Origin of the sequence: Sorangium sp. So ce363, from assembly GCF_051520435.1 — a bacterium.
Lineage (GTDB): Bacteria > Myxococcota_A > Polyangia > Polyangiales > Polyangiaceae > Sorangium > Sorangium cellulosum_B.
In genome coordinates, this window is the sequence record NZ_CP150333.1 from 6339866 (window position 1) to 6361375 (window position 21510).

Annotated in this window: 16 protein-coding genes; 8 read left to right on the forward strand and 8 right to left on the reverse strand. The window is 73.0% G+C overall.

Annotation, left to right across the window (positions count from 1 at the left end):
• Positions 1-33 precede the first annotated feature (33 nt).
• Positions 34-1590: a serine/threonine protein kinase gene (locus tag WMF12_RS23745; RefSeq protein WP_437873747.1), complete on the reverse strand. Its 1557-nt coding sequence runs from the start codon at positions 1588-1590 to the stop codon at positions 34-36.
• Positions 1591-1784: 194 nt separating this feature from the next.
• Positions 1785-2480 (reverse strand): SMI1/KNR4 family protein, encoded by a 696-nt coding sequence (locus WMF12_RS23750; RefSeq protein ID WP_437873748.1) that lies wholly within the window; start codon positions 2478-2480, stop codon positions 1785-1787.
• 127 nt (positions 2481-2607) lie between these two features.
• Between WMF12_RS23750 and WMF12_RS23755 the strand changes: the two genes are divergently transcribed.
• The 6 genes from WMF12_RS23755 to WMF12_RS23780 all read left to right on the forward strand — a co-directional run bounded on the left by WMF12_RS23755 (position 2608) and on the right by WMF12_RS23780 (position 8648).
• Positions 2608-2871, forward strand: a complete 264-nt coding sequence (locus WMF12_RS23755; protein ID WP_162144007.1) for a hypothetical protein — start codon at positions 2608-2610, stop codon at positions 2869-2871.
• Entirely contained in the window at positions 2868-4478 is a 1611-nt protein-coding gene (locus WMF12_RS23760) for a hypothetical protein (RefSeq protein WP_437873749.1), read from the forward strand. Before WMF12_RS23755 ends, WMF12_RS23760 begins: the two co-directional genes overlap by 4 nt.
• 66 nt (positions 4479-4544) lie before the next feature.
• Positions 4545-5990 carry a hypothetical protein gene (locus tag WMF12_RS23765; protein WP_437873750.1) on the forward strand — a complete coding sequence of 482 codons (1446 nt, stop codon included), beginning with the start codon at positions 4545-4547 and terminating at the stop codon, positions 5988-5990.
• A gap of 22 nt (positions 5991-6012) precedes the next feature.
• A complete protein-coding gene (locus tag WMF12_RS23770; RefSeq protein WP_437873751.1) occupies positions 6013-7380 on the forward strand; it encodes a protoporphyrinogen/coproporphyrinogen oxidase in 1368 nt (455 codons plus the stop codon).
• Between the two features lie 75 nt (positions 7381-7455).
• Complete coding sequence (locus WMF12_RS23775) at positions 7456-8022, forward strand: FMN-binding protein (protein ID WP_012237124.1); 567 nt, start codon at positions 7456-7458, stop codon at positions 8020-8022.
• Positions 8019-8648, forward strand: coding sequence for a hypothetical protein (locus WMF12_RS23780; protein WP_437873752.1), 630 nt, complete (start codon positions 8019-8021; stop codon positions 8646-8648). The genes WMF12_RS23775 and WMF12_RS23780 overlap by 4 nt, the downstream gene beginning before the upstream one ends.
• Positions 8649-8736: 88 nt before the next feature.
• On the opposite strand, the gene glgB is transcribed toward WMF12_RS23780, so the two are convergent.
• The gene (glgB, locus tag WMF12_RS23785) at positions 8737-10971 is read right to left on the reverse strand and encodes a 1,4-alpha-glucan branching protein GlgB (protein ID WP_437873753.1); all 2235 of its coding nucleotides are present in this window, start codon (positions 10969-10971) and stop codon (positions 8737-8739) included.
• Between the two features lie 348 nt (positions 10972-11319).
• Between glgB and WMF12_RS23790 the strand changes: the two genes are divergently transcribed.
• Entirely contained in the window at positions 11320-12888 is a 1569-nt protein-coding gene (locus WMF12_RS23790) for an aldehyde dehydrogenase family protein (protein WP_437747904.1), read from the forward strand.
• A gap of 234 nt (positions 12889-13122) precedes the next feature.
• Here WMF12_RS23790 and WMF12_RS23795 read toward each other — a convergent pair whose 3' ends face one another.
• Entirely contained in the window at positions 13123-14376 is a 1254-nt protein-coding gene (locus tag WMF12_RS23795) for an FAD-dependent monooxygenase (protein WP_437873889.1), read from the reverse strand.
• Between the two features lie 89 nt (positions 14377-14465).
• Between WMF12_RS23795 and WMF12_RS23800 the strand changes: the two genes are divergently transcribed.
• On the forward strand, positions 14466-15011 hold the full coding sequence (locus WMF12_RS23800) for a TetR/AcrR family transcriptional regulator (RefSeq protein ID WP_437873755.1): 546 nt from the start codon (positions 14466-14468) through the stop codon (positions 15009-15011).
• Between the two features lie 335 nt (positions 15012-15346).
• On the opposite strand, the gene lon is transcribed toward WMF12_RS23800, so the two are convergent.
• The 4 genes from lon to WMF12_RS23820 form a co-directional block, all read right to left on the reverse strand.
• Positions 15347-17746: an endopeptidase La gene (gene lon / locus WMF12_RS23805; RefSeq protein ID WP_437873756.1), complete on the reverse strand. Its 2400-nt coding sequence runs from the start codon at positions 17744-17746 to the stop codon at positions 15347-15349.
• 235 nt (positions 17747-17981) lie between these two features.
• Positions 17982-19742 carry an LA_2272 family surface repeat-containing protein gene (locus WMF12_RS23810; protein ID WP_437873758.1) on the reverse strand — a complete coding sequence of 587 codons (1761 nt, stop codon included), beginning with the start codon at positions 19740-19742 and terminating at the stop codon, positions 17982-17984.
• A 49-nt stretch (positions 19743-19791) separates the two neighbouring features.
• A complete protein-coding gene (locus WMF12_RS23815; protein WP_437873760.1) occupies positions 19792-20664 on the reverse strand; it encodes a tetratricopeptide repeat protein in 873 nt (290 codons plus the stop codon).
• Entirely contained in the window at positions 20661-21263 is a 603-nt protein-coding gene (locus WMF12_RS23820; RefSeq protein ID WP_437747909.1) for an RNA polymerase sigma factor, read from the reverse strand. Before WMF12_RS23820 ends, WMF12_RS23815 begins: the two co-directional genes overlap by 4 nt.
• Positions 21264-21510: the final 247 nt, after the last annotated feature.

Genomic DNA, 21510 nt, shown 5'->3' on the forward strand with positions numbered 1-21510 from the left:
GGGCGCCGCAAGGAGCACGCTCCCTTCGCCGGGTCAGTGCGGGATCAGGCCGCCGAACCACGCGCCTGCGGCGAGGGCGGCGAGCGCGGCGACGAGCAGCACGGCCTTCACCGCGCCGCCCCCGGTCCTGGCTGGAGGGGCCAGATCCGGCTCCAGGTCGCGCGGCGCGGCCGGGACGAGCGGCGCGGCCGGGACGAGCGGCGCGATAGGCGCCGGCGTGGGCGGCGCAGGGCGCTGCATCTCGGGTACGGGCCGCGGGGAGGCCAGGGTCGGCACGGCTTGCCTCTCGAGCGGCGGATGCGCCGGCACAGGCGGCGCGAGCAGCGGACCCGCTGGCCTGGACGAGGGGACGCCGGAGGAAGGGGCGAGCGGAAGGCCGAACCCCGTCTCCTCGAGCGCGGCGAGGTTGCCCTCCTCGACCGACACGGTGGCGAGGGACCGCCGCATGACGTCCTCCCCCGACGCCGAGAGCTTGTCCCCCGGCGCCGAGAGCTTGATCTCGTCGGCCCACTTGCCGATGTCCTCGAAGGCCGAGATCTTGAGCGGCTCGTTCAGGCGCGTGGTGCTCGGCGCCGCCTTGTCGTCCGGGAGCGACGTGAACTCGAGCAGCGTCTCCTCGATGAGCCTGTCGATGAACGACGCCTTGTCCGACGTGGGAGCCCGCTTCCGGAGCGCCATGGCGCTGCGGACGTGCTCGGCGATGTCGTAGGCGCTGACGGGCCTGCCGAACCTGTACAGGAAGGTCGTGAGATCCCGGCCGAGCTCGCGCGCCGAGCCATAACGCTCCACGGGATCGCGGGCCAGCGAGCGGGCGATGATGCGATCGAGCTCGGGGGGGACCGCCTTGTTGCTCTCGGAGAGCGGCGGGATCTGCGCCTGCTGCACGAGCTTGACCGTCTGGTAGTCGGTGTCGCCGAGGAAGAGCCGCTTCCCGGAGAGCATCTCCCAGAGGATCGCGCCGAGCGCGAAGATGTCGGTGCGGTGATCGACCTCCTGGCCCTGCGCGGCCTCGGGCGAGAGGTAGCTGAACTTGCCCTTGATGATCCCGGCCTCGCTCTTCTCGAGCTGGCTCGTCGCCTTGGCGAGGCCGAAGTCGACGATCTTCACCTCGCCGTACTTCGTGATGAGCACGTTCGGAGGCGACATGTCCCGGTGGACGATCTGGAGCGGATGCCCGTCGGCCGACTTGAGCTCGTGGGCGTACGTGAGCCCCTCGCAGAGCTTCGCCGTGATGAACACGGCGGACTCGACCGGGAGGGTGCGGCCGGCCTTGCGCATCGACTCGAGGACCGCCTTCAGATCGGCGCCGTCCACGTACTCCATCACGATGAAGTACGCGTTGTCGCCGACGCCGATGTCGAACACCTGCGCGACGTTGGAGTGGGAGAGGTGCGCAGACAGCCGCGCTTCGTCGAGGAACATCGCGATGAAGCGCTTCTTCTCGCTGAGGTGCGGGAGCACGCGCTTGATCGCGACCTGCTTCTTGAACCCCTCGATCCCGGCGCTCTCCGCCAGGAAGACCTCGGCCATGCCGCCCGAAGCTAGCCGCTCGATGACCCGGTAGCGCTGCTGCTGGTGGGCATCCGTCATGGTCCACCTAGTACACCACGTCCCACGCTGCGCGCGGAAACAACCGGCTCGTCTTCATCGGAGCCCGCGGGCGAGGCGCGCAAAGAGTGCGGTCTGTAACGATCGCGCACGAGCGCGCACGAGCGCGCGCCCTCTCCCCTGGACGCAGCCTTACGCGGGCATCGCAGCGGCCAGGCTCGCGAGGCGAGGCGCGCTCAGCCCGTGAGCGCGCTCCGCATGAACGGGCGAGGTGCAGGTGTGAGCGGCACCGCCACCGCGCGCACGCGGCTCTTCGACGCGACCGCGCCGCGCGCGAGCGCCGCCGGCTCGATCTGTGCGACCTGCGCGACGGCGCGCTTCCGGCGATCGTCCAGCTCCGCGGCGAGCATGTCCTTCACCATGTCGAGGAGCTCCGGGAAGCCCGACAGGCGCAGCCCGACGTCGTTCGTCCAGAGGATGATCTCGAGCTCTCCGTCTGGCGCCCTCGCCTCGGGATCCCACGCGAAGACCGTCTCGGCCGCCGCGTCGATGCCGAACGGGACGAGCGCGCTCCGCGCACCATAGCGGCCGCGCACGGTCGCCGGCGCATCGTCGCGCTCGCCCGCGCCGCGCACCTCCTCGCCGTCGCAGTGCTCGAGCACCATCCGCCCGACGTCCATGTACGAGCCGCGCGCGAGCGCGCGCACCCCGAGCAGGCTGGCGCCGGCGAACAGCTGCGGCCAGCCGTCGTGCCGCGAGAGCAGCTCCCGATAGCTCGGCGGCAGCGCCATCCCGAGGCGCCGCTCGACGCCGGCGATCGCTTCCTCGGGAGCCCCGGCCGGCGGCGCGATCGGCATTCCCCGCCGTGGATCCATCCGCGCGAGCTCCAGCTTGAGCGCGCGGATGCGGTGCATCGACTCGAGCCACTCCATGCGCGCGACCCTACGCGCGCGGCGCCGGAAGGAGCAAAAAACGAGCGACGCTCCGCCCCGCCGCGCAGGCGCAACCCGGGGGACACACGCGCTTGACAGTCATTTGGGTCAGCGGCACGGTGCTTGCGTGGCTGGCTTGGGCTCCTGGGCATCGCTTCGCACCGCGTTCGTCGTGGCGGGCGCCACGTTCGTCGTCGCGTCGCTCGCGACCGCGTGCCTCGACTACGCGGGCGAGGAGCTGTTCGATCAGTGCGACACGCCGGCGGCGCCGCTCCCCGGCTCGGGGTCCGGCTCGGGCGCCACCACGAGCGCCGGGGCGGCCAGCGTGGATCAGCCGGACTGCGGCGCGCCGACGCACGCGCCCGGCTCGGGATCCGGCTCGGGCTCGTGAGGGAAGAGCGGCGCGATCTCCTCGCGCTCGCCGCGCTCACCGCCGCCGCGCTCGCCTCGCGCCTGCTCTTCCGCATCGATCACGACGAGGACATCGACGCGCTCCGGTTCGCGCTCGGCGTGGAGCGGTTCGACGTGGCCGCGCTCCGCCCGCACGCGCCGTACTACCCCGTGTTCGTCGCGGCGGCGAAGGGGCTCGCGCTGCTCGGCGCGACGCCGCGCGCGGCGCTCGCCCTCGTCAGCGCCGCGTCCGGCGCGGCCGCCGTCGCCTTCACCGCCCTGCTCGCGCGCGAGGTCGCCGGGCGGCGCGCCGCGGTGTTCGCCGGGGTCCTCGCGCTCGCCTCGCCGTTCCTCTGGCTGTCGTCCGAGAAGCTCCTCAGCGACATGGCCGGCACCGCGGCGGTGACCGCGGCGCTCTGGCTGTGCGCCCGCGCGCGGCGCCCCCGCGGCGCGCGGGCGGCCGCTCCGGCCGCGCCGCTGGATACCGCCGCCGCGGCGGCGCGCACGCGCACCTGGGCGCTCGTGCTGCTCGGCGTCGGGCTCGGCGTGCGGCTCTCGTACTTCCCGTTCGCGCTCGCCTGCCTCGCCGTCATCGCCCGCGGCGAGGGCGGCCGCCTCGCGTGGCTCGCGCGCGGCCGCGACCTCGCGGCCGGCGCGCTCGCGTGGCTCGTGCCGCTCGTGCTGATCGCGACGCCGCGCGACCTCGTCGCGACGACGTGGGTCCAGGGGCTCGGGCACTTCACCCGCTGGGGAGGGACGGCGATCACCGTCTCGTCGCCGCTCGATCGCCTCCGCGGCGTGATCTGGGGGATCTGGGCCAACGGGCTCGGCGGAGCGTGGCCCGACGCGCCGGCGGCGCGCTGGCTCGGCGCGCCGCTCCTGATCGCGCTCCTCGCCGCGGGCGCGCTCCGCGTCGCGTCGCGAAAGCGGGCCGCGCGCGCGCTGCGCGAGCAGCCCGAGCTCTGGGCCTCCGCGTTCGCTTACTTCCTCTGGGCGCTCCTCGGGCAAAACATCGCCTACAAGCCGCGGCACTGGCTCCCGCTCGTCCCGCTCCTCCTCGTCGCCATGGCCGCCGGCGCAGCGGCCCTCTCGGCGGCGCGCCCCGCGGCGGAGGGCGCTCCGCGCCACCGCGCGCTCCGCGGCACCGCGCCCTTCGCCCTCGTCGCGGCCCTCGCGGCGCAATGGCTCGCCGACGCGATCTCGCTCGCTCGCCAGCACGAGGCGCCCTCGCCGGCGGCCGCGATCGTGCGCTTCCTCCGCGACGCCGGCGCGCCGCCGCGCCCGGTGCTCACGCGCGACCTCGACCGGATGATCCAGGAGGGCGCGCCGGGCCGGCTGCCCGTGCGCGTCCGCGACGACGCCGCGCTCGTCCGCGACGTCGAGCAGGCCGGGCCGGGCGGCGCGCTCATCACCAGCGAGGCGCTGTCGCGGGAGGCGCGCGACGCGCTCGCAGGCCGCGGCTACACGATCGCGATCCGCTTCGCGCGCCCGCGCTCGCGCTACGTCGACGCGCTCTGGAGCGATCTCGCGCTGCTCGAGGCGCTGCCCGCCGGACCTCCGGCAGGCGGCGCGCTCTCGCGCGCGCCGCACGGCGCGCCCCCTCGCTGAAAACGAGGTTGACCTCCGTTTTCAAGGGCGCGAAGACTCCCGCCCCCCGGGCTCCCGGTCCTCGTCATGAAAGCGATCACGTCCTTGTGGCCTCGCTCCGCGGGCGTCGTCCTCGGCGCGCTGCTGCCCTTCGCCGCCGCCGCGCAGCCCGCGCCCGCCACGCAGCCTGCGCCTGCCACGCAGCCCGCCCCCGCCGCGCAGCCCGCGCCTGCCACGCAGCCTGCGCCTGCCACGCAGCCCGCCCCCGCCGCGCAGCCCGCGTCGGATGGCCCGGTCCTCGACCTGCCGCCCGAGCACGCCGCGCCGCCGCCGGAGCCCCGGAAGCCCGCCGTCGGTCTCGGCGCCGGAGAGGCGCCCGAGCACGAGCTCGTCCGCGGCCTGACCGAGCAGCGGTTCCGCAGCGCCGGGACGAGCGCCAGCAGCACCTCCGTCGGCGGCTACGGCGAGGTGCATGTCCGCGGCACGACGACCGGCCGCGAGGGCGAGCGCGCGTGGGTCGCCGACATCCCGCGCCTCGTGCTCTTCGTGGCGCACGAGTTCACGGCCGACATCCGGTCCTACGTCGAGCTCGAGGTCGAACACTCGATCTCCTGCGCGAGCTGCCCGGGCGCCGCGGAGCTGGAGCAGGCCTACATCGAGTGGAACGCGGCAGGCCGCGCCCTCGGGCTGCGCGCGGGCCTCGTGCTCGTCCCGATGGGGATCATCAACCAGTGGCACGAACCGCCGGTGTTCCACGGCGTGGTCAGGCCCAAGGTCGACACCCTCGTCATCCCCTCGACGTGGCGCGAGATCGGGATCGGCGCGTTCGGGCAGCCGCTCGACTGGCTGCGCTTCGAGGCCTACGCCATGACCGGCCTCGATCCGCTCGGCTTCCGCGCGGGCGGCCTCGCCGGCGGGCGGCAGAGCGGCGGGCTCGCCCGCGCCAACGCATGGGCGGCCGTCGCGCGCGTCGAGGCCGAGCCGCTGCTCGGGGTCGTCGCGGGCGCGTCGGTGTACGCGAGCGACGCTGGCCCGAACGGCGAGGGCAAATTCTTCCTTCGCGATGGCACCCCGGTGGATCTGTCGGTCCCGGTCCTCGGCTGGTCGCTCGACGCGCGCTGGCGCAGGAGCGGCCTGGAGACGCGGGTCCTGTTCGCCGAGTGGCACCTCCCCGAGGCGCGCGCCCTGATGGTCTCGTTCAACGAGGGCGGCGCGCCGAACTTCATCGATCCCACGAGCCCCGTGGCCTCCCGGATCCGCGGCGGCTATGTCGAGGCCGCGTTCGACGTGCTCCGCCCGCTCGGCGTGGGCCACGAGCTCCTGCCGTTCGCGCGCGTCGAGGCGTACGACACGCAGTCCGCGGTGCCCGAGGGCTACAAGGCCAACGCCTCGTACGGCGTCCGCGAGCTCACGCTCGGCGCCTCGTACCGGCCGACCCAGGGGGTCGTCGTGAAGGCCGACTACCAGCTGCGCGACCGCACCCTCGGGTTCGACCAGACGCAGCTCAATTTCGGCCTCGGGTTCATGTACTGAGCGCGCCAGACGCGGGCACACCATGTCACTCCGCCCAGACGACGCCGGGCCCGAGCGCCTCGTGGTCGGCGCCGGCATCTCCGGCCTCTACGCCGCGCTGCTGCTCGCGCGGGCCGGCCGGCGCGTTCGCCTCCTCGAGCGCGCGGCGCGGACCGGCGGGCTCGCGGGCGCCGAGACGTTCCGCGGCCTGCCGTGCGATCTCGGCTCGCACCGGCTCCACCCGGCCGCCCTCGATCAGCCGCTCTTCCGCGAGGTGCACGCGCGCTCCCCGTTCCTCTCGCGCCCGCGCCGCGGGGTGCTCGTGCTCGGCGAGCGCCACGTCCCCTACCCGCCGAGCGCGCCCTCGATGCTCCGCGCGCTCGGCCTCCGCGCCGGCGCCGCCATGGGCCTCGGGTTCGTGGCGCAGCGCGGCCGCCGCGCGGCCTTCGCCCGCTGGGAGCACGACCGCGCCCTCGCCGGCGAGGACGTCGGCTTCGAGCGGTTCGTGCGCGACCGCGTCGGCGCGGCGGCCTACGCGTCGTTCTACCGGCCCTACGCCGAGAAGGTCTGGGGCATCCCGCCGTCCGAGCTCTCCCAGACCGTCGCGAAGAAGCGGATCAGCACGACGAGCCCGCTCGCGCTGTTCAAGGGGCTCGCCCACGGCCGCGCCTCGGCGGATCTCGCGCGGTTCATCTACCCGCCGGCGGGCATCTCGTCGCTCATCACGTACCTCGAGGCGCGCCTCGCGGAGGCCGGCGTCGAGGCCGAGTGCGGGACCGCCCTCGGTCTGGCCGGGGCGGGCGCGCGCGCCGGCGCGGCGCCGATCCTGTTCGCCGGCGATCTCGCGGATCTCGTGCCCGACGCGCCGCTCGAGCACCGCGGGCTCTACCTGGTCTACCTGGCGTACCCGCGCGCGCGGCTCGGCGCCCCGGAGACCTACTACTGCCCCGACCCGCGCTTCTGGTTCGGCCGCGTCTCCGAGCTGCAGAACTACGCGCCCGATCTCCGCCGCCCGGGCGAGACGGTGCTGTGCGTCGAGATCCCCGAGGGGGCCTGGGGGAGCGGGCGCGACTTCGCCTCGGGCCCGCCGCTCGAGGCGCTGCTCGACCAGCTCGTGCGCGCCGACATCGCCCCGCGCGGGGTGGCGCCGCTCGAGGCCCGGCAGCGCTTCGTGCCCCGCGTGTACCCGCTCTACCGGCGCGGCTGGCTGCGGGACTGGCGGGCCGCGATGCGCCGCGCCGCCGCGCTCGGCGTGGTCCCCTTCGGGCGGCAGGCGCTCTTCCTGCACTGCAACCTCGATCACTGCGCCGCGATCGCGGCCGACGCGGTGGCGCACGTCGAGGCCGGCCGCAGCCCGGAAGCGTGGGCGCTGAACGCCGAGCGCTACCTGGACGTGCAGGTGCGCGACTGACGCCCGCGCCGCAAATCCGCGGCCCAAACGCCGTTGACTTTGACTTTCACGAATGACAGCTTCGTCGGAGCCTTGATGCGTCCTTCTCGTGACCTCCGCACGGCCCACTTCGCTGCAGCAGCGGCGCTCACGTTCATCCTGGCGGCGCTTCCCGCCCACGGCGCGACGTACTGGACGGTCCCTGCTGTCCTGAAGAGCTTCTTCGCGAGCTCGAAGAAGGTCGGTTATCGCAAGGTCGTCCTCGGCGACGCGGAGGCGCAGGAGCTCGGCAAGAAGCTGGGGGCGCCGGTCAAGCGCGAGTGGGTGGTGTACGTCGCGGAGTCCGACGGCAAGATCGACGGCTACGCGATCAAGGACGAAGAGAAGGGGATGCACGAGCCGATCGACTTCGCCGTGCAGTTCTCGACGGCCGGCGCGGTGGAGCGCATCGAGATCCTCGAGTACCGCGAGGCGTACGGCGACGAGGTCCGCGGCGATCGGTTCCGCGCCCAGTTCCGCGGCAAGACGGCGGGCGACCCGATCACCGCGGGCAAGGACATCGACATCGTGTCGGGCGCATCCATCTCGTCCCGCTCCGTGGCCCTCGGCGTCAAGCGCGACGCGCTCGTCCTCCAGCTCGCGCTGAAGCGCGGCGGTCTGTGAGGGATTTCACAGCTTCAGCCGGTCGGCTGAGGTCGCTCTCGCTCGGCGCGAAGCTCCTCTACTCGGCGTTCGCGCTCGCGTCGGTCATCGGGCTGCTCGTGTCGTGGCGCCTCTACGGGGCGATGGTGCAGGACGCGGGGGCCGCCGCGTACTACGCGGGCGCGGCGGTCGCCGCGCCGCCGCCTGCCCCGACCCAGGCGCCCGCGGCGGCCGAGGGGCCCGCGCTCGATCTGGGCCCGGAGCTCGAGCTCCCCGGAACGCCGGAGGCGCCGCGCGTCCTGGTCGAGCAGATCTCCGAGCGGAAGCTGCTCGAGGTGACGCATTTCCACCTCTTCTCGGTGCCGGTCTACGTGCTGATCCTCGCGCACCTCTGGCTGCTCGCGCGCCTGCCGTCGTGGCTCCACACCGCGGGCGTCGCGGCGGCCGTCGTCACGAGCGGGCTGCACATCGCGGCGCCATGGCTCATCCGGAGCGCGCCCGGCGCCGCGGCGCTGATGCCAATCTCCGGCGTGGCGATGCTGCTGTCGCTCGGCGCCATGGCGGTCGTCTCGACCGTGGACATGTGGCTGCCGAGGCGCTCGCGGCGAGGCGAGGCAGCGCCGGCCGACGAGGCCCAGGCCCAGTAAACCGCCGCGCGCGCCCCGCGCGGCGCGCGCTCGCCCCGACGAGCGAAGGCGCCCTGGGGACCTGGTTACCAGCGCGCCGGACGAGGCCTCAGCCCTCGGGGACGAGCCAGAGCACCCCCAGCGGCGGGAGCGAGAGCACGATGGATTGCGGGAACCCGTGGCTCGGGACGTCCTCGACCTCGACGCGACCCAGGTTGCCCACGCCGCTGCCGCCGTACTGGACCGCATCGGTGTTGAGCACCTCCAGGTAGGCGCCGCGCCGCGGGACGCCGATCCGGTAGTGATGGCGCGGGACCGGCGTGAAATTGCCGATGAACACGACGTGCGTGCCCGAGGGCGACATCTGATCTCCCGCGCCGTCGCCGTAGCGGATGAACGAGATCACGGTCTGCATGTGGTCAGTGCAGTCGATCCACCGGAAGCCGTGGTGCTCGTCGTCGAGCTCGTACATCGCCGGATACTTCTTGTAGAGCGCGTTGAGCTCCGTCACGAGCCGCTTGAGCCCCGCGTGCTCGGGCACCGAGAGCAGGCCCCAGTCGAGCTCCGTCTTCTCGCTCCACTCGGCGAACTGGCCGATCTCACCGCCCATGAAGAGCAGCTTCTTGCCCGGGTGCGCCCACATGTAGCCGTAGAGCGCGCGCAGGTTCGCCAGCATCTGCCAGTAGTCGCCGGGCATCTTCGAGAGCAGCGCCCGCTTGAGGTGCACGACCTCGTCGTGGCTCAGCGGCAGGAGGAACTTCTCGGAGAAGGCATAGATCAGCCCGAACGTGAGCTGGTGGTAGTGGAAGGCGCGGTGGATGGGCTCGTGCTTGAAGAAGTCGAGCGTGTCGTGCATCCACCCCATGTTCCACTTGAAGTCGAAGCCGAGCCCGCCGACGTACGTCGCGTGGGTCACCGACGGCCAGGCGGTGGACTCCTCCGCGCAGAGGATCGCGCCCGGACAGCGCTCGTGCACCCGGTTCGACAGCTCCCGGATGAAGTCGATGGCCTCGATGTTCTCGCGGCCGCCATACCGGTTCGGCACCCAGTCGCCGCCCTGCGCGGCGTAGTCGAGGTAGAGCATCGAGGCGACCGCGTCGACCCGCAGGCCGTCGATGTGGAACTCGTCGAGCCAGTAGAGCGCGTTGGCCACAAGGAAGTTCCGCACCTCGTGGCGGCCGTAGTTGAAGATGTACGTGTTCCACTCGCGGTGCTCGCCGAGGCGCGGGTCGAGGTGCTCGTAGAGCGCCGTGCCGTCGAACCGCCCGAGCGCCCACGCGTCCTTGGGGAAGTGCGCGGGGGTCCAGTCGAGGATCACGCCGATCCCCCGCTGGTGGCAGCGGTCGATGAAGTAGCGGAGGTCGTCGGGATCGCCGAAGCGGCTGGTCGGGGCGAAGTAGCCCGCCACCTGGTAACCCCATGACCCGTCGAAGGGGTGCTCCATGACCGGCATGAGCTCGATGTGCGTGAAGCCGAGCTCGGCCACGTACTCGACGAGGTGGTCGGCGAGCTCGCGGTACGTCATCCAGCGCATCCCGCCCTCGTACGGCGGGCCCTCGCCCGGCACGCGCCGCCAGGAGCCGGCGTGGACCTCGTAGATCGTGAGCGGCTTCTTGCGGGAGTCGATCTTGCCGCGCTCCTGCATCCAGTCGCCGTCCTGGAACGCATAGCGGCTCGTGTAGACCCGCGAGGCGGTGGCCGGCCGGAGCTCCATCGCTTGGGCGACGGGATCGGTCTTCACCGTGAGGTGCCCCTCCGGCGTCTTGATCTCGTACTTGTAGAGCGCGCCCTCGCCGAGGCCAGGGATGAAGAGCTCCCAGAAGCCCTCGCCCATCCGGCGCATCGCGTGGCGGCGGCCGTCCCAGTGGTTGAAGTCGCCGAGGACGCTCACCCGCCGCGCGTTCGGGGCCCAGACCGCGAACGACGTCCCGGAGACCCCGTCCACCTCGCGCACGTGCGCGCCGAGGACGCGGTAGAGCTCCCAGTGCCGCCCCTCGGCCAGGAGGTGGCGATCGATGTCCCCGAGCGTCGGCGGCATCGCGTACGGGTCGAGCTCCACCGAGGAGTTGCCGTCCGCGAAGCGCAGCTCGATCTGGTACGGGAAGCGTCCGTCCGCGGGGTAGGACACGCCGGGGAAGCGCGCCTCGAAGAGGCCCGCGGGGTGGACGCGCTCCATCGGCTGCCTCCGGAGCCTGGGGTCGCCCGGGACCACCGCGATCTCGGTGGCGTCTGGCCGAAAGACGCGGACCACCAGGTCGTCCTCGTCTTCGTGCGCGCCGAGCACGTGGTGCGGATCCGGATGCTCGACTGCCGCGATGAGATCGAGTTCTCGTTGTTCCAACATGTCGGGGTCCGCCTATAGCGGCTCCACTCGCCGACGTCATGCCGAGAGTCCGCCCGAGACGCCGACCAGGCTCACCCGGGCACACCGGCGCGGCCTGCGGCGCCGGTCCCCCCTGGCGCAACCACGGTGTGCTCACCATTTGTCCGCAGCGCAACAGCGGATGTCGGTGGGCCGGATCGACCGCGAGCACGCCGAGAATCGTCGGGATTCATCGGGAAACAGCGCAAATGCTCATTTGCTGTACCTTCTCGGGAAGGGTAGGGTCCCGGCGTCGAGCAGCGAGCCACGGCGGCCATCCGGCAAGCGACGCGGGCTCGACAGGCGGAGGGATCGAACATGGGTCAGGTGGTGAGCGAACGCCCGATCGGGGGCAACGGCAGCGGTCCTGGCATGAACGGGCACGGGGGCGCGGCGATCCGCAGCTACGCGCCCGCGACCGGGGAGCTCCTTGGAGAGGCCCCGAACACCAGCGCCGAGGAGGTGCGTGCCGCGGTCGCCCGGGCGCGGCGCGCGCAGGAGGCGTGGGGCGCGCTGCCCGTGGAGGAGCGCTGCCAGCGCGTCCTTCGCTTCCGCGACGCCATCGTCGATCGGACGGACGAGATCGTCGATCTGCTCTCGCGCGAGTGCGGCAAGCCGCGCCACGAGGCGCTGCTGCACGAGGTCCTGGTCGCGGCCGACATGGCGACGTACTTCGCGCAGGTCGCCCCGAAGGCGCTCGAGCCGCACGAGATCAAGCTCCACCTCTTCAAGCACCGGCGCAGCTGGGTCCACTACGTCCCTCGCGGCGTGGTCGGCGTGATCTCGCCGTGGAACTTCCCGTTCCAGCTCGCGCTGCGCGACGTGCTCGCGGCGATCGTCGCCGGCAACGCCGCCGTGCTCAAGCCGAGCGAGGTGACGCCGCTCATCGCGCTCAAGCAGAAGGAGATCTGGGACGGCGCGGGCATGCCCGAGGATCTGTTCCAGGTCGTCACCGGCTACGGGCCGACCGGCGCGGCGCTCATCGACAGCGGCATCCAGATGCTCCTGTTCACCGGCAGCGTCGGCACCGGGAGGAAGGTCGCCGCCGCCTGCGGCGAGCGCCTCATCCCGTGCGTGATGGAGCTCGGCGGTAAGGCGCCGCTCATCGCCTGCGCGGACGCGGACATCGAGCGCACGGCGCAGGCGATCGTCTTCGGCGGCTTCGCGAACGCGGGGCAGGTGTGCGTCGCGGTGGAGCGGGTCTATGCGCACCGCGAGATCCACGATCGCCTGCTCGAGCGCACCATCGAGATCACGAAGGGGCTGAACCAGGGCGATCCGGGCAAGGAGTTCGTCGACGTGGGGGCGATCATCTTCCCGCCGCAGATCGACGTCGCCGAGCGGCACATCAAGGACGCTGTCGACAAGGGGGCGACCGTGAAGGCCGGCGGCAAGCGCGCGCCGGGGCAGGGCCAGTTCTTCGAGCCGACGATCCTCGCGGGCTGCGATCATGCGATGACGGTGATGACCGAGGAGATCTTCGGGCCGGTCGTGCCGTTCATGCAGGTCGCGACCGAGGAGGAGGCGATCCGCCTCTCGAACGAGTCGCACCTCGGCCTCAACGCCTATGTCTTCTCGGAGGACACCGATCACGCCCGCCGGCTCGCCGAGCGCCTGCAGGCCGGCAGCGTGCTGGTGAACGACGTGCTCATGAACGGCGCCCTCCCCGACGCGCCGTTCGGCGGCGTCAAGCAGAGCGGCTTCGGCCGGGTGATGGGCGAGGACGGGCTCCGGCAGATGTGCGACGTCAAGCACATCAACGCGGACCGCATCGCGCTGGGGTCGAAGGACCCGACCTGGTTCCCCTACACCGCGTCGTCGTACAGCTGGTTCAAGCGAGGCATGCGCGCGCTCTTCTCGAGCGGCGGCTTCCTGCGGCGCATCGGGGAGCTCTTCTAGGGCGCGGCGCTGTCGACAGCGGCGGCGGGAAGCCTCGAGAACGTCGGCTGACCAGACGCCGGAGCAGCGCGCCGAGCTCGATCGGGACCTCGCCGACATCGCGGGGGGCCGTGCGCGCCTCGTCGCTCACGAGGATCTGCCGCGGGCCCTGGAGGAGCTGGCCCGCGAGCAAGGCGGATGAGCTCGGCGCCGCAGATCGACGTCGCCGAGCGGCACATCAAGGATCCGCCCGCGTCACGGCGCGTCCGCAAGGACAGCAGACTGGCGGACCGCCGCCGGCGCCCGCGCGTATTCCTTGAGAGCAATCGAGTCGTGCAGCCGGACCCCGTGGCTGCTCAGCTTGGCCAGCGCGCGCGACACCCCGCGCGGCACAACGCTGACCAGGCGGCCTATCTGCGCCAGCGCCCACAGCTCGAGCTGGCTGCCCGGGACCAGGCGCCTGGCGGCGTTCAGCGCGAACACCCTGCTGCGGCGCACGTAGTCGGCCAGCTTGCGTTCGCAGGCCTGGAACGCGCGCGCGTGGTCGCCGCCGGCCGCGGCCAGCTCGCCGGCGAGGATATAGGCGCCGACCACGGCGAGGCTGGTGCTGCCGCCGACCGCCGGCCCGGGCGAATAGCCGGCGTCGCCGGTCAGGGTGACGCGCCCGCGTGACCACGAGTCCATGCGCAGCTGCGTGATCGAGTCGAAGTAGAACGCCGGGGTCCGATCGAGCTCGGCCATCAGCCGCGGCACCTCCCAGCCGGCCCCGGCGAACGCCTCGCGCAGCAACTGCTTCTGCCGCGCGACGTCGCGGTGGTGGACATCGAGCTCGCGCGGGCTGCGGAACAGGAACACCGCGCGCGCGTCGTCGATCGTGTGCGAGCCGTAGATCGCCGCCATCCGCCCGACCCCGCCGAGCACGATCGCGTGGTCGTGCAGCCCCAAGTAGTTGGGGATCGAGATCACCGCGAGGTAGGCGCCGATGAAACGGGCGAACTGCCGCTCCTCGCCGAACACCAGCCGTCGCACGTTCGAGTGCAGCCCGTCGGCGCCGATCACCAGATCGAAGCGCCGCGGCGCGCCGCGCTCGAACGTCACGTCGACACCGGACTCGTCCTCGGCGAGCGAGGCGATCGAGTCGCCGAACACGTACTCGACGTCGGCCCGGGTCGCGTCGTGGAAGATCTCGCTGAGATCGTCGCGCATGATCTCGACGTGGCGGTCGGACACCGCGTGCATCAGCCGGCCGACGTCGATGTCGACCTGCCCTTGCACCCCCTCGCGCAGCAGCGTCATGCGCTCGGTGCCGGTCTTCTTGGCCTCGACCCGCGCCAGCACGCCCATGCGCTCGACGATGTCCATCGCGGGCCGAAACAGGTCGACCGCGTGGCCGCCCGTCTTGCGCAGCGTCGGCGCGCGCTCCACCACCGTGGGCCGAAACCCGTGCCGCTTGAGCCAGTAGGCCAGCACCGGACCGGCGATGCTGGCGCCCGAAATGAGGATCTCCATGGGCCCCTCCTTACTTACCGATAGGTAAGCACGCGGCCCAACCCTGCACAAGGCTTACCGAACGGTAAGTAAGCGGCTACACTACACAGGTGCCCCGAGCCCGGCCCTCCGACACCAAGGCGCGAATCCAGGCGGTGGCGCGCGAGCTGTTTGCGCGCCAGGGAGTCCAGCGGACCAGCCTGCGCGAGATCGCCGATCACCTCGGCATCACCAAGCCCGCGCTCTACTACCACTTCGACTCACGCGAATCGCTGGTCGCGAGCATCGTCGAGCCGCTGCTCGCGGAGATGGACGCGTTCGTCGCCGAGCGCGAGGGCGGCCCGCAGCCTGATCCGCGCGTCCTGCTCGCCGACTACTTCGATCTCCTGCACCGCCACCGCGACACCCTCACGATGGTGGTCCGCGACCTCGCCACGCTCGCCTACCTCGACCTCGGCATGCGCATGATCGAGTGGCGCCGCCGCCTGATGCGCCTTCTCATCGGCCCGCGCCCCTCCCTCGCCGCCCGCGCCCGCGCCGTCGTCGCCATCGGCGGCCTCTCCGACTGCGTCATCGAGTTCACCGACGTGCCGATGGAGAAGGTCAAGTCGCTCGCTGTCGAGGCCGCCCTCGCCGCGCTCGCGCCGACGTCATGAATCGCATACGCACGCCTCGCCCTTCGGCCAACGGCGCCCACAAGACAACGTGAGCGACGGCGGGGGGCTGTGCGCGGCGGCGCGCGGGTGGGCGCGGCGAGCACCGAACGAGGTGCCATAAGCTCTCAGGAGGCTCCACGTCCCAGGCGCGCCTTGTGTGGCGCGCGACGAAACGTCTCGGAAGGCATGGCCCGAAGTGAGACATGCCGGGCGGTGGCTCATGCGCAAGCTCTCCCGCCCCAGTCTTGGCGGATGGCCGAGCGCCCACCCGCGCGCCGCCGCGCACAGCCCCCCGCCGGCGCGGCGGCTCGGCTCAGCCCCCCTCTCCCTCTCCGCTACGCAGCCGCCGCCGGCTCCCCCGCCGCCGCGCCGGTCACGCCGCCCGTGCCCGCGGCCTCGATCGGCGCCTCTTCCAGCGCCGCCGCGATCACCTGGCTCATGTCCTCGACGAAGATGAGCTCCAGCTCGGCCCGCACCTCCTTCGGGATCTCCTCGGCGTCGCGCGCGTTCTTCTGCGGCAGGACGACCCGCTTGATCCCGGCGCGGTGCGCCGCGAGCACCTTGGACTTGATCCCGCCGACCGGCAGCACCCGCCCGCGCAGCGTGCACTCGCCCGTCATCGCCGTGTCCGAGCGCACGCGCCGCGCGGAGAGGAGCGACGTCAGCGCCGTGAACATCGTCACGCCCGCGGACGGCCCGTCCTTGGGCACGCCGCCCGCAGGGACGTGGATGTGCAGGTCCTCCGCCTCGAGCCTCGCCGTGTCGACGCCGAGCTCGATGGCGTGGCTGCGCACGTAGGTGAGCGCCGCCTTCGCCGACTCCTTCATCACGTCGCCGAGCTGACCCGTGATCTCGACCCTCCCCTTCCCCGGCATCCGCGACGTCTCGATGAACAGGATGTCCCCGCCCACCGGCGTCCAGGCGAGCCCGGTCGCAACACCAGCGACGCTCGTCCGCTCCGCCACGTCGCTGAAGAACCGGACCTTGCCAAGGTACGTCCCGAGATCGCTCGCCTCGACCACCACGCGCGGCGCCTTGCCGTCCGCCGCGCGGGCGATCTCCAGCGCGACCGCCCGGCAGAGCTTCTTGATCTCGCGGCCGAGCTGCCGCACCCCGGCCTCGCGCGTGTAGTCGCGCACGATCGCCGCGAGCGCCTCGTCCGAGATCGACAGCGACCCCGGGTCGATCGCGTGCTCCTTGAGCTGCTTCGGGACGAGGTGCGACCGCGCGATCGCGATCTTCTCGTCCGGCGTGTAGCCGGACAGATCGATGACCTCGAGCCGGTCCCGCAGCGGCGCCGAGAGCGCGCCGAGGTCGTTCACCGTGCAGAGGAAGACGACCTCCGACAGATCGAACGGGAGCTCCAGGTAGTGGTCGACGAACGTCCGGTTCTGCTCCGGATCGAGCACCTCCAGCAGCGCCGCCTCGGGCGAGCCCCGCCACCCGGCACCGAGCTTGTCGACCTCGTCGAGGAGCACGATCGGGTTCTTCACCTTGGCCTTCTTCAGCGCGTGCACGATCCGGCCGGGCAGCGCGCCGACGTACGTCCTCCGGTGGCCGCGCAGCTCCGCCTCGTCGTGCACGCCGCCGAGCGAGATGCGCACGAACGGGCGGCCCGTGGCGTCGGCGATCGACTGGCCGAGCGAGGTCTTGCCCACGCCGGGCGGGCCCGCGAAGCACAGGATCGTCGCGCGCGCCTTCCCGGTCAGCTTGAGCACCGCCATGTGCTCCAGGATGCGGCGCTTCACGTCGTCGAGGCCGCGGTGATCCTCGTCGAGCTTCGCCTTCACCGCGTCGAGGTCGTCCTTCACCTCCGCCCTCGCGCTCCACGGCAGGTCCGCGATCCACTCGAGGTACGTGCGGATCACGTTGTGCTCCGCGCTCTGCGGGCCGACCGACTCGAGCCGGCGGAGCTCCCGATCGGCGACGGCGCGCGCCTCCTCGGGGAGCCCGGCCTCGTCGAGGCGCCGCCGGAGGGCCGACAGCTCGTCCTCGCCCTCCTCGCCGCCCGCGAGCTCCTTCTGGATGGCCCGGAGCTGCTCGCGGAGGATCACCTCGCGCTGGCCCTTGCCGAGCTCGCGCCGCACGTCGCCGTCGATCTTCTTCTTCAGGTCCGCCAGCGCGGACGCCTCGGCGAGCAGGCCGGCGACCCGCTGGAGCCGAGGCACCACGCGGAGCTCCGAGAGCACCTCCATCTCCTTCTCGGTGGGCAGGCCGAGCGCGCCGGCGACCTGATCCGCGAAGACGCCCGGCTCCGCCCGGCTCGTGGCGGCGATCTCGGCGAGGTTGGTCCCCGTCTTCGGGCCGACCTCGCGGGCGCGCTCGCGCAGCGACGCCGCGAGCAGGCGCGCCTCCTCGGCGTCGCCGAGGAACTCGGGCGCGAGGGTGCCCTCGGCCCGCCACGTCGGCTCCGTCTCGACCAGGGCCGAGAGCGCGAAGCGATCGAGCCCCTCGATCACCAGCCGGTAGCCGTTCGAGACGCGCGAGATATCGACGACCCGCGCGAACGTGCCGATGTCGTGGAGGTCCTCGCGCCGCGGATCCTCGCGCTTCGGATCGCGCTGCGCGATGACGCCGATCACGTCGCCGGCGTGGACGGCGTTGAGCAGCGCCACCGAGCGGGGGCGCCCCACCGGGAGCGTGAGCACGGTGCCGGGAAAGAGGACGCCGGTGCGGAGCGGGAGCAGGGGAAAGGGAGAACGAGGCGCGCTGGCGCCGCTGCGAAGCTGGCTCATGCGAACTCCTGTGGCAGCGGTCGGCTCGCGCCATCCCTGCCGGATCGGTCGAAGGTCAGGTGGACTGCGTGGACAACGCGCCGCTCCTCCGCCCGTGAGGGCGGCGCAGCGCGCGGATGGGCTCACGTAGACCGCCGCGAGCAACCGCTCGGGCGAGCTCCATGAATCGATGAACGAAAAGTAAATTCGTTCACGCATCCGTCAACCCGCCCCGCCGGCGAGCGCGACGGCCGGATCAGAACGCCTGTACGCCGAGCACGAGGCCGGGCCAGGCGCGCTCGGTGCTGGTGACGTCGGAGCCGAGGGGGGCGCTGCCGTAGGGGCTCAGCTGGGCGTCCTTCGGGGTGCCGCTGAACGAGACGTTGAAGCTGGGGCCCCCGAAGATCGCGAGCTCCGGGAAGAGGCGGAAGCCGAGGAGCGCGCGCGCCTGCGCGATCGTGGCCGCGGACTCGAGCGTCGAGGGCTCGTGGAGCGTGTACCCGAGCACGTCGAGGTCGACATAGGCGCGCTGGTGGATGGAGATGCGGCCGCCCAGGCCGAGCGCGGAGACCAGGAGAGGGCGATTGCCGATCGTGCGAAGGCCGATCCCGTAGATGTTGTGGAAGTGGTCGCTCCCGTGCTTGACGCCAGCCACCACGATGCCGGACTCGAGCCCCCAGACGTCCACGTGCAGGCGGCCGTTGCGGATGAAGTTGAACAACCCGAGCGAGAACGGCGAGTCGCCGGCGTAGTTGACGAGGCCGATCTGCGCGCCCCCCACCTTCCCGGTGGCGATGTTGAAGAGCCCTATCTGCGTGCCGGTCGACTCGCCCGCGGCCACGTTGGTCAGGCTTATCTGCGTGCCGGTCGACTTGCCCGCGGCCACGTTGGCCACGCCGACCTGCACGTCGGTCGCGTCGCTCACGGCCACGTTGGCGACGCCGATCTGAAGGTCTATCGCGGCGCCCGCCGCGACGTTGGCCATGCCGAGCTGCGCCCCGTCCACGGGCCCGACGGCGACGTTGAACACGCCGCCCTGTGCGCCCGTGACCGGGCCGACGGCGACGTTGAACGAGCCGACCTGCGCGCCCCGGAGCGATCCGGCGACGTTGAGGCCCATCGTGATCTGCGCGCCGCGCGCCGGACCGAGCACGAGGTTGGCGCCGGACGAGAGCTGGGCGCCGCACAGGAACGACGACGCGATGTTGACCCCGACGCCGAGCTCGAGGCCCGCGACGCCCGCCGTGTACCCGGCGATGAGGTTGAGCGAGTAGCGGCGGACGACGTTCGTGCCGTCGAAGGTCGAGGTGCCGACATACGGGAAGACGTCGGCGCCGAAGCGGACGGCCTTCGCGCCGGGGAGCGCGCACCGAGGAGGCTCCGGTGGCGCTGGGGCGGGGCGCGTGGCCTTCGCGGGACGCGCGGCGCGAGGAGGCGGCGTCGGCCGGCTGGCCGCGGGCGGCGCGGAGGGCGCCGCAGGCGATGGCTGCGCCGCCGGCGGCGCCTCGGGCGGGCGCTTGCCGAGCGCCGCCGCGAGCTCCGCTGCCTCGTCCCGGACGAGGTTGCCCGCGAGCAGGGCGATCGCCTCGGCGGCGCGATCGGGATCCTCCGGCACGTCGATGGTGCGCTCGATGCGGCGGCCGTCCGCGGCGCTGTGGCTCAGCGTGACGCGGCCGTCGGGCTCGCCGCGGAGGACCAGCGTGGAGCGCCCGGCGGTCGCCGCGCGGGCCAGCGTGACGTCGGCGCCGAGCTCGCGCCCGATGGCGGCGCGCACCGCGTCGGGATCGAGCGTCCACGGCGCGCCGTCGACGACGAGATCGACGCCCGCGGCGCTCGGCTCCTCGGCGAGGGCAGGCGCGGGGGGCGCGGTGACGGCGGCTAGGGCGCCCGCGGCCGCGAGCGCGTGCAGAAGGAGGACGCCCGCGCGGAGGCCTGCGCCGCGCGCGGACGTCTTCCGGTCACGGCGCGGCGAGCCCCGCGGCGGCGCAGGGAGAGGTGCGAGGGCGGGTGTGTTCATCGACCGTGCTGTGCCCGCTCGCAGCACGTTCGTTCACGCGCCGCGACGTTCACTCGTCCGCGCTGCGCATCGCCTCGATCAGCGAGCGCGACTCGGCCTGGCGGTAGCCGCCGAGGGCGCCCTGCGCGAACGGATCGAGCGCCCGCCGCGCCTCGTCCTTGCGGCCGAGGCGAACGAGGCAGAGGGCGCGGTTGTACTGGGCCTCCACCGCGAAGCGGCCGTGCGGGGCGGCGGCCAGGTACGCGTTCCACGCGTCGAGCGCGGCCGCCGGGTTGCGCTCGACGAAGTGCGCGCGGTGCGCCGCCTGATAGAGCGCGTCCGCTTCGGGGCCGGCCGGCGAACGCTCGATAGCCTGCGGATCGGCCGCAGCCGGCCGCGGCGCGGTCGGCAGGCGCGCGGCGCTCGGCGCGACGGCCGCGACCGGGCGCGAGGCCGACCGGACCGGCGTGACCGCCAGCACCGGCGCGCGCGGCGGCGCAGGGGCGATCGGGGGCTCCGCGATCGGCGCAAGCAGCAGCGGCGGCTCCGGCGCGACCGCCTCCGCGCTCGCCTCGGCCTCCGGCGGCGCGGGCGCCTCGGCCTCCGGCGGCGCGGGCGCCTCGGTCGCGTGCCGCGGCCCGGACAGCGCGCGCTGCGGCGGCGGCGCGGGCGGAATGTAGGGCGCCTCGGAGACGCGCAGCCCGAGCCGCGACGCGAGGTCGTCCCAGCCGCCTGGGAACCAGCGCGCGGCCGAGGCCCACGCGACCGATCCGACGAGCACGGCGGCCAGCGGGACCACCACGCGGACCATCGCGAGGCGGCGGGCCCGCTGGGCCTTCAGGCTCCTCATCACGCGGGCGCGCGTCTCGTCGCGGCGGCCGCGCGACGCGTCTGCCTCCGCGCGCAGGGCGCGCGCGGCCTCGCGGAGCACGTCGTCCTTCATGGGGCCCTCTCTTCCAGCAGCGTACGGAGCTTCTGCTTGGCGTGGAACAGCCGCGTGCGCACGGTGGCCTCGGGCACGCCCATGATCTCGGACGCCTCGCGCGCGCTGCGCTCCTCGACCTCGCAGAGCACGAACGCCACGCGCTGCGCCGTCGGCAGCGCGTCGAGGGCGCGGTTCAGGGCCTGCGCGAGCGCGGCGCGGCCGGCTTCCCGCTCGGGGCTCGACGTGTGCTCCTCGTCCGGCTCCAGGGCGAGCCGCGCCATGGCCGCGCGGCGCCGCGCCGCCGCGCGGAGGTGGTGGCGGGCGTGGTTGACCGCGATCGCGATAAGGAACGTCTTGAGCGACGAGCCGCCGCGGAACCGCTGCGCGGCCTGCGGCAGGCTGATGAAGACGTCGTGGGCCAGGTCCTCGGCGGACGCGTCGTCGCCGGTGAGGCGGCGAGCGAACCCGCGCACCGCGCCATAGTGCCTGTCGTACGCCTCGCCGACCGCCGCGGCGTCCCCGCGCCGCAGCCGCTCGACGAGCTCCTCCTCCGCGTCCTGCGCGCGCTCGGCGCCGCGGGAGAAGAAGAACGGCATGAGGAGCGCCATGGTCTTCATCGGGCGCCACCTCTCCCCGGCGCGCGGGGGCTCGTCGGCGCCGGACGGCTCTGCGCCCGGAAAACCCGCTGCTCGCTCCGTCCCATCTCGGTCCATCCCTGCGCCGTCATCGTTACACCCGAACGCGCTCGGCGGCGTTGCCCGTTTGCCATCAACAAGCGTCCGAGAGCCCGGGTCGACATGTGGCACACCCCGTCGTGCCCGGCGTGGAGGAGAGCGTTCATGGTCGGCGCGTCGGTTTCGTGCC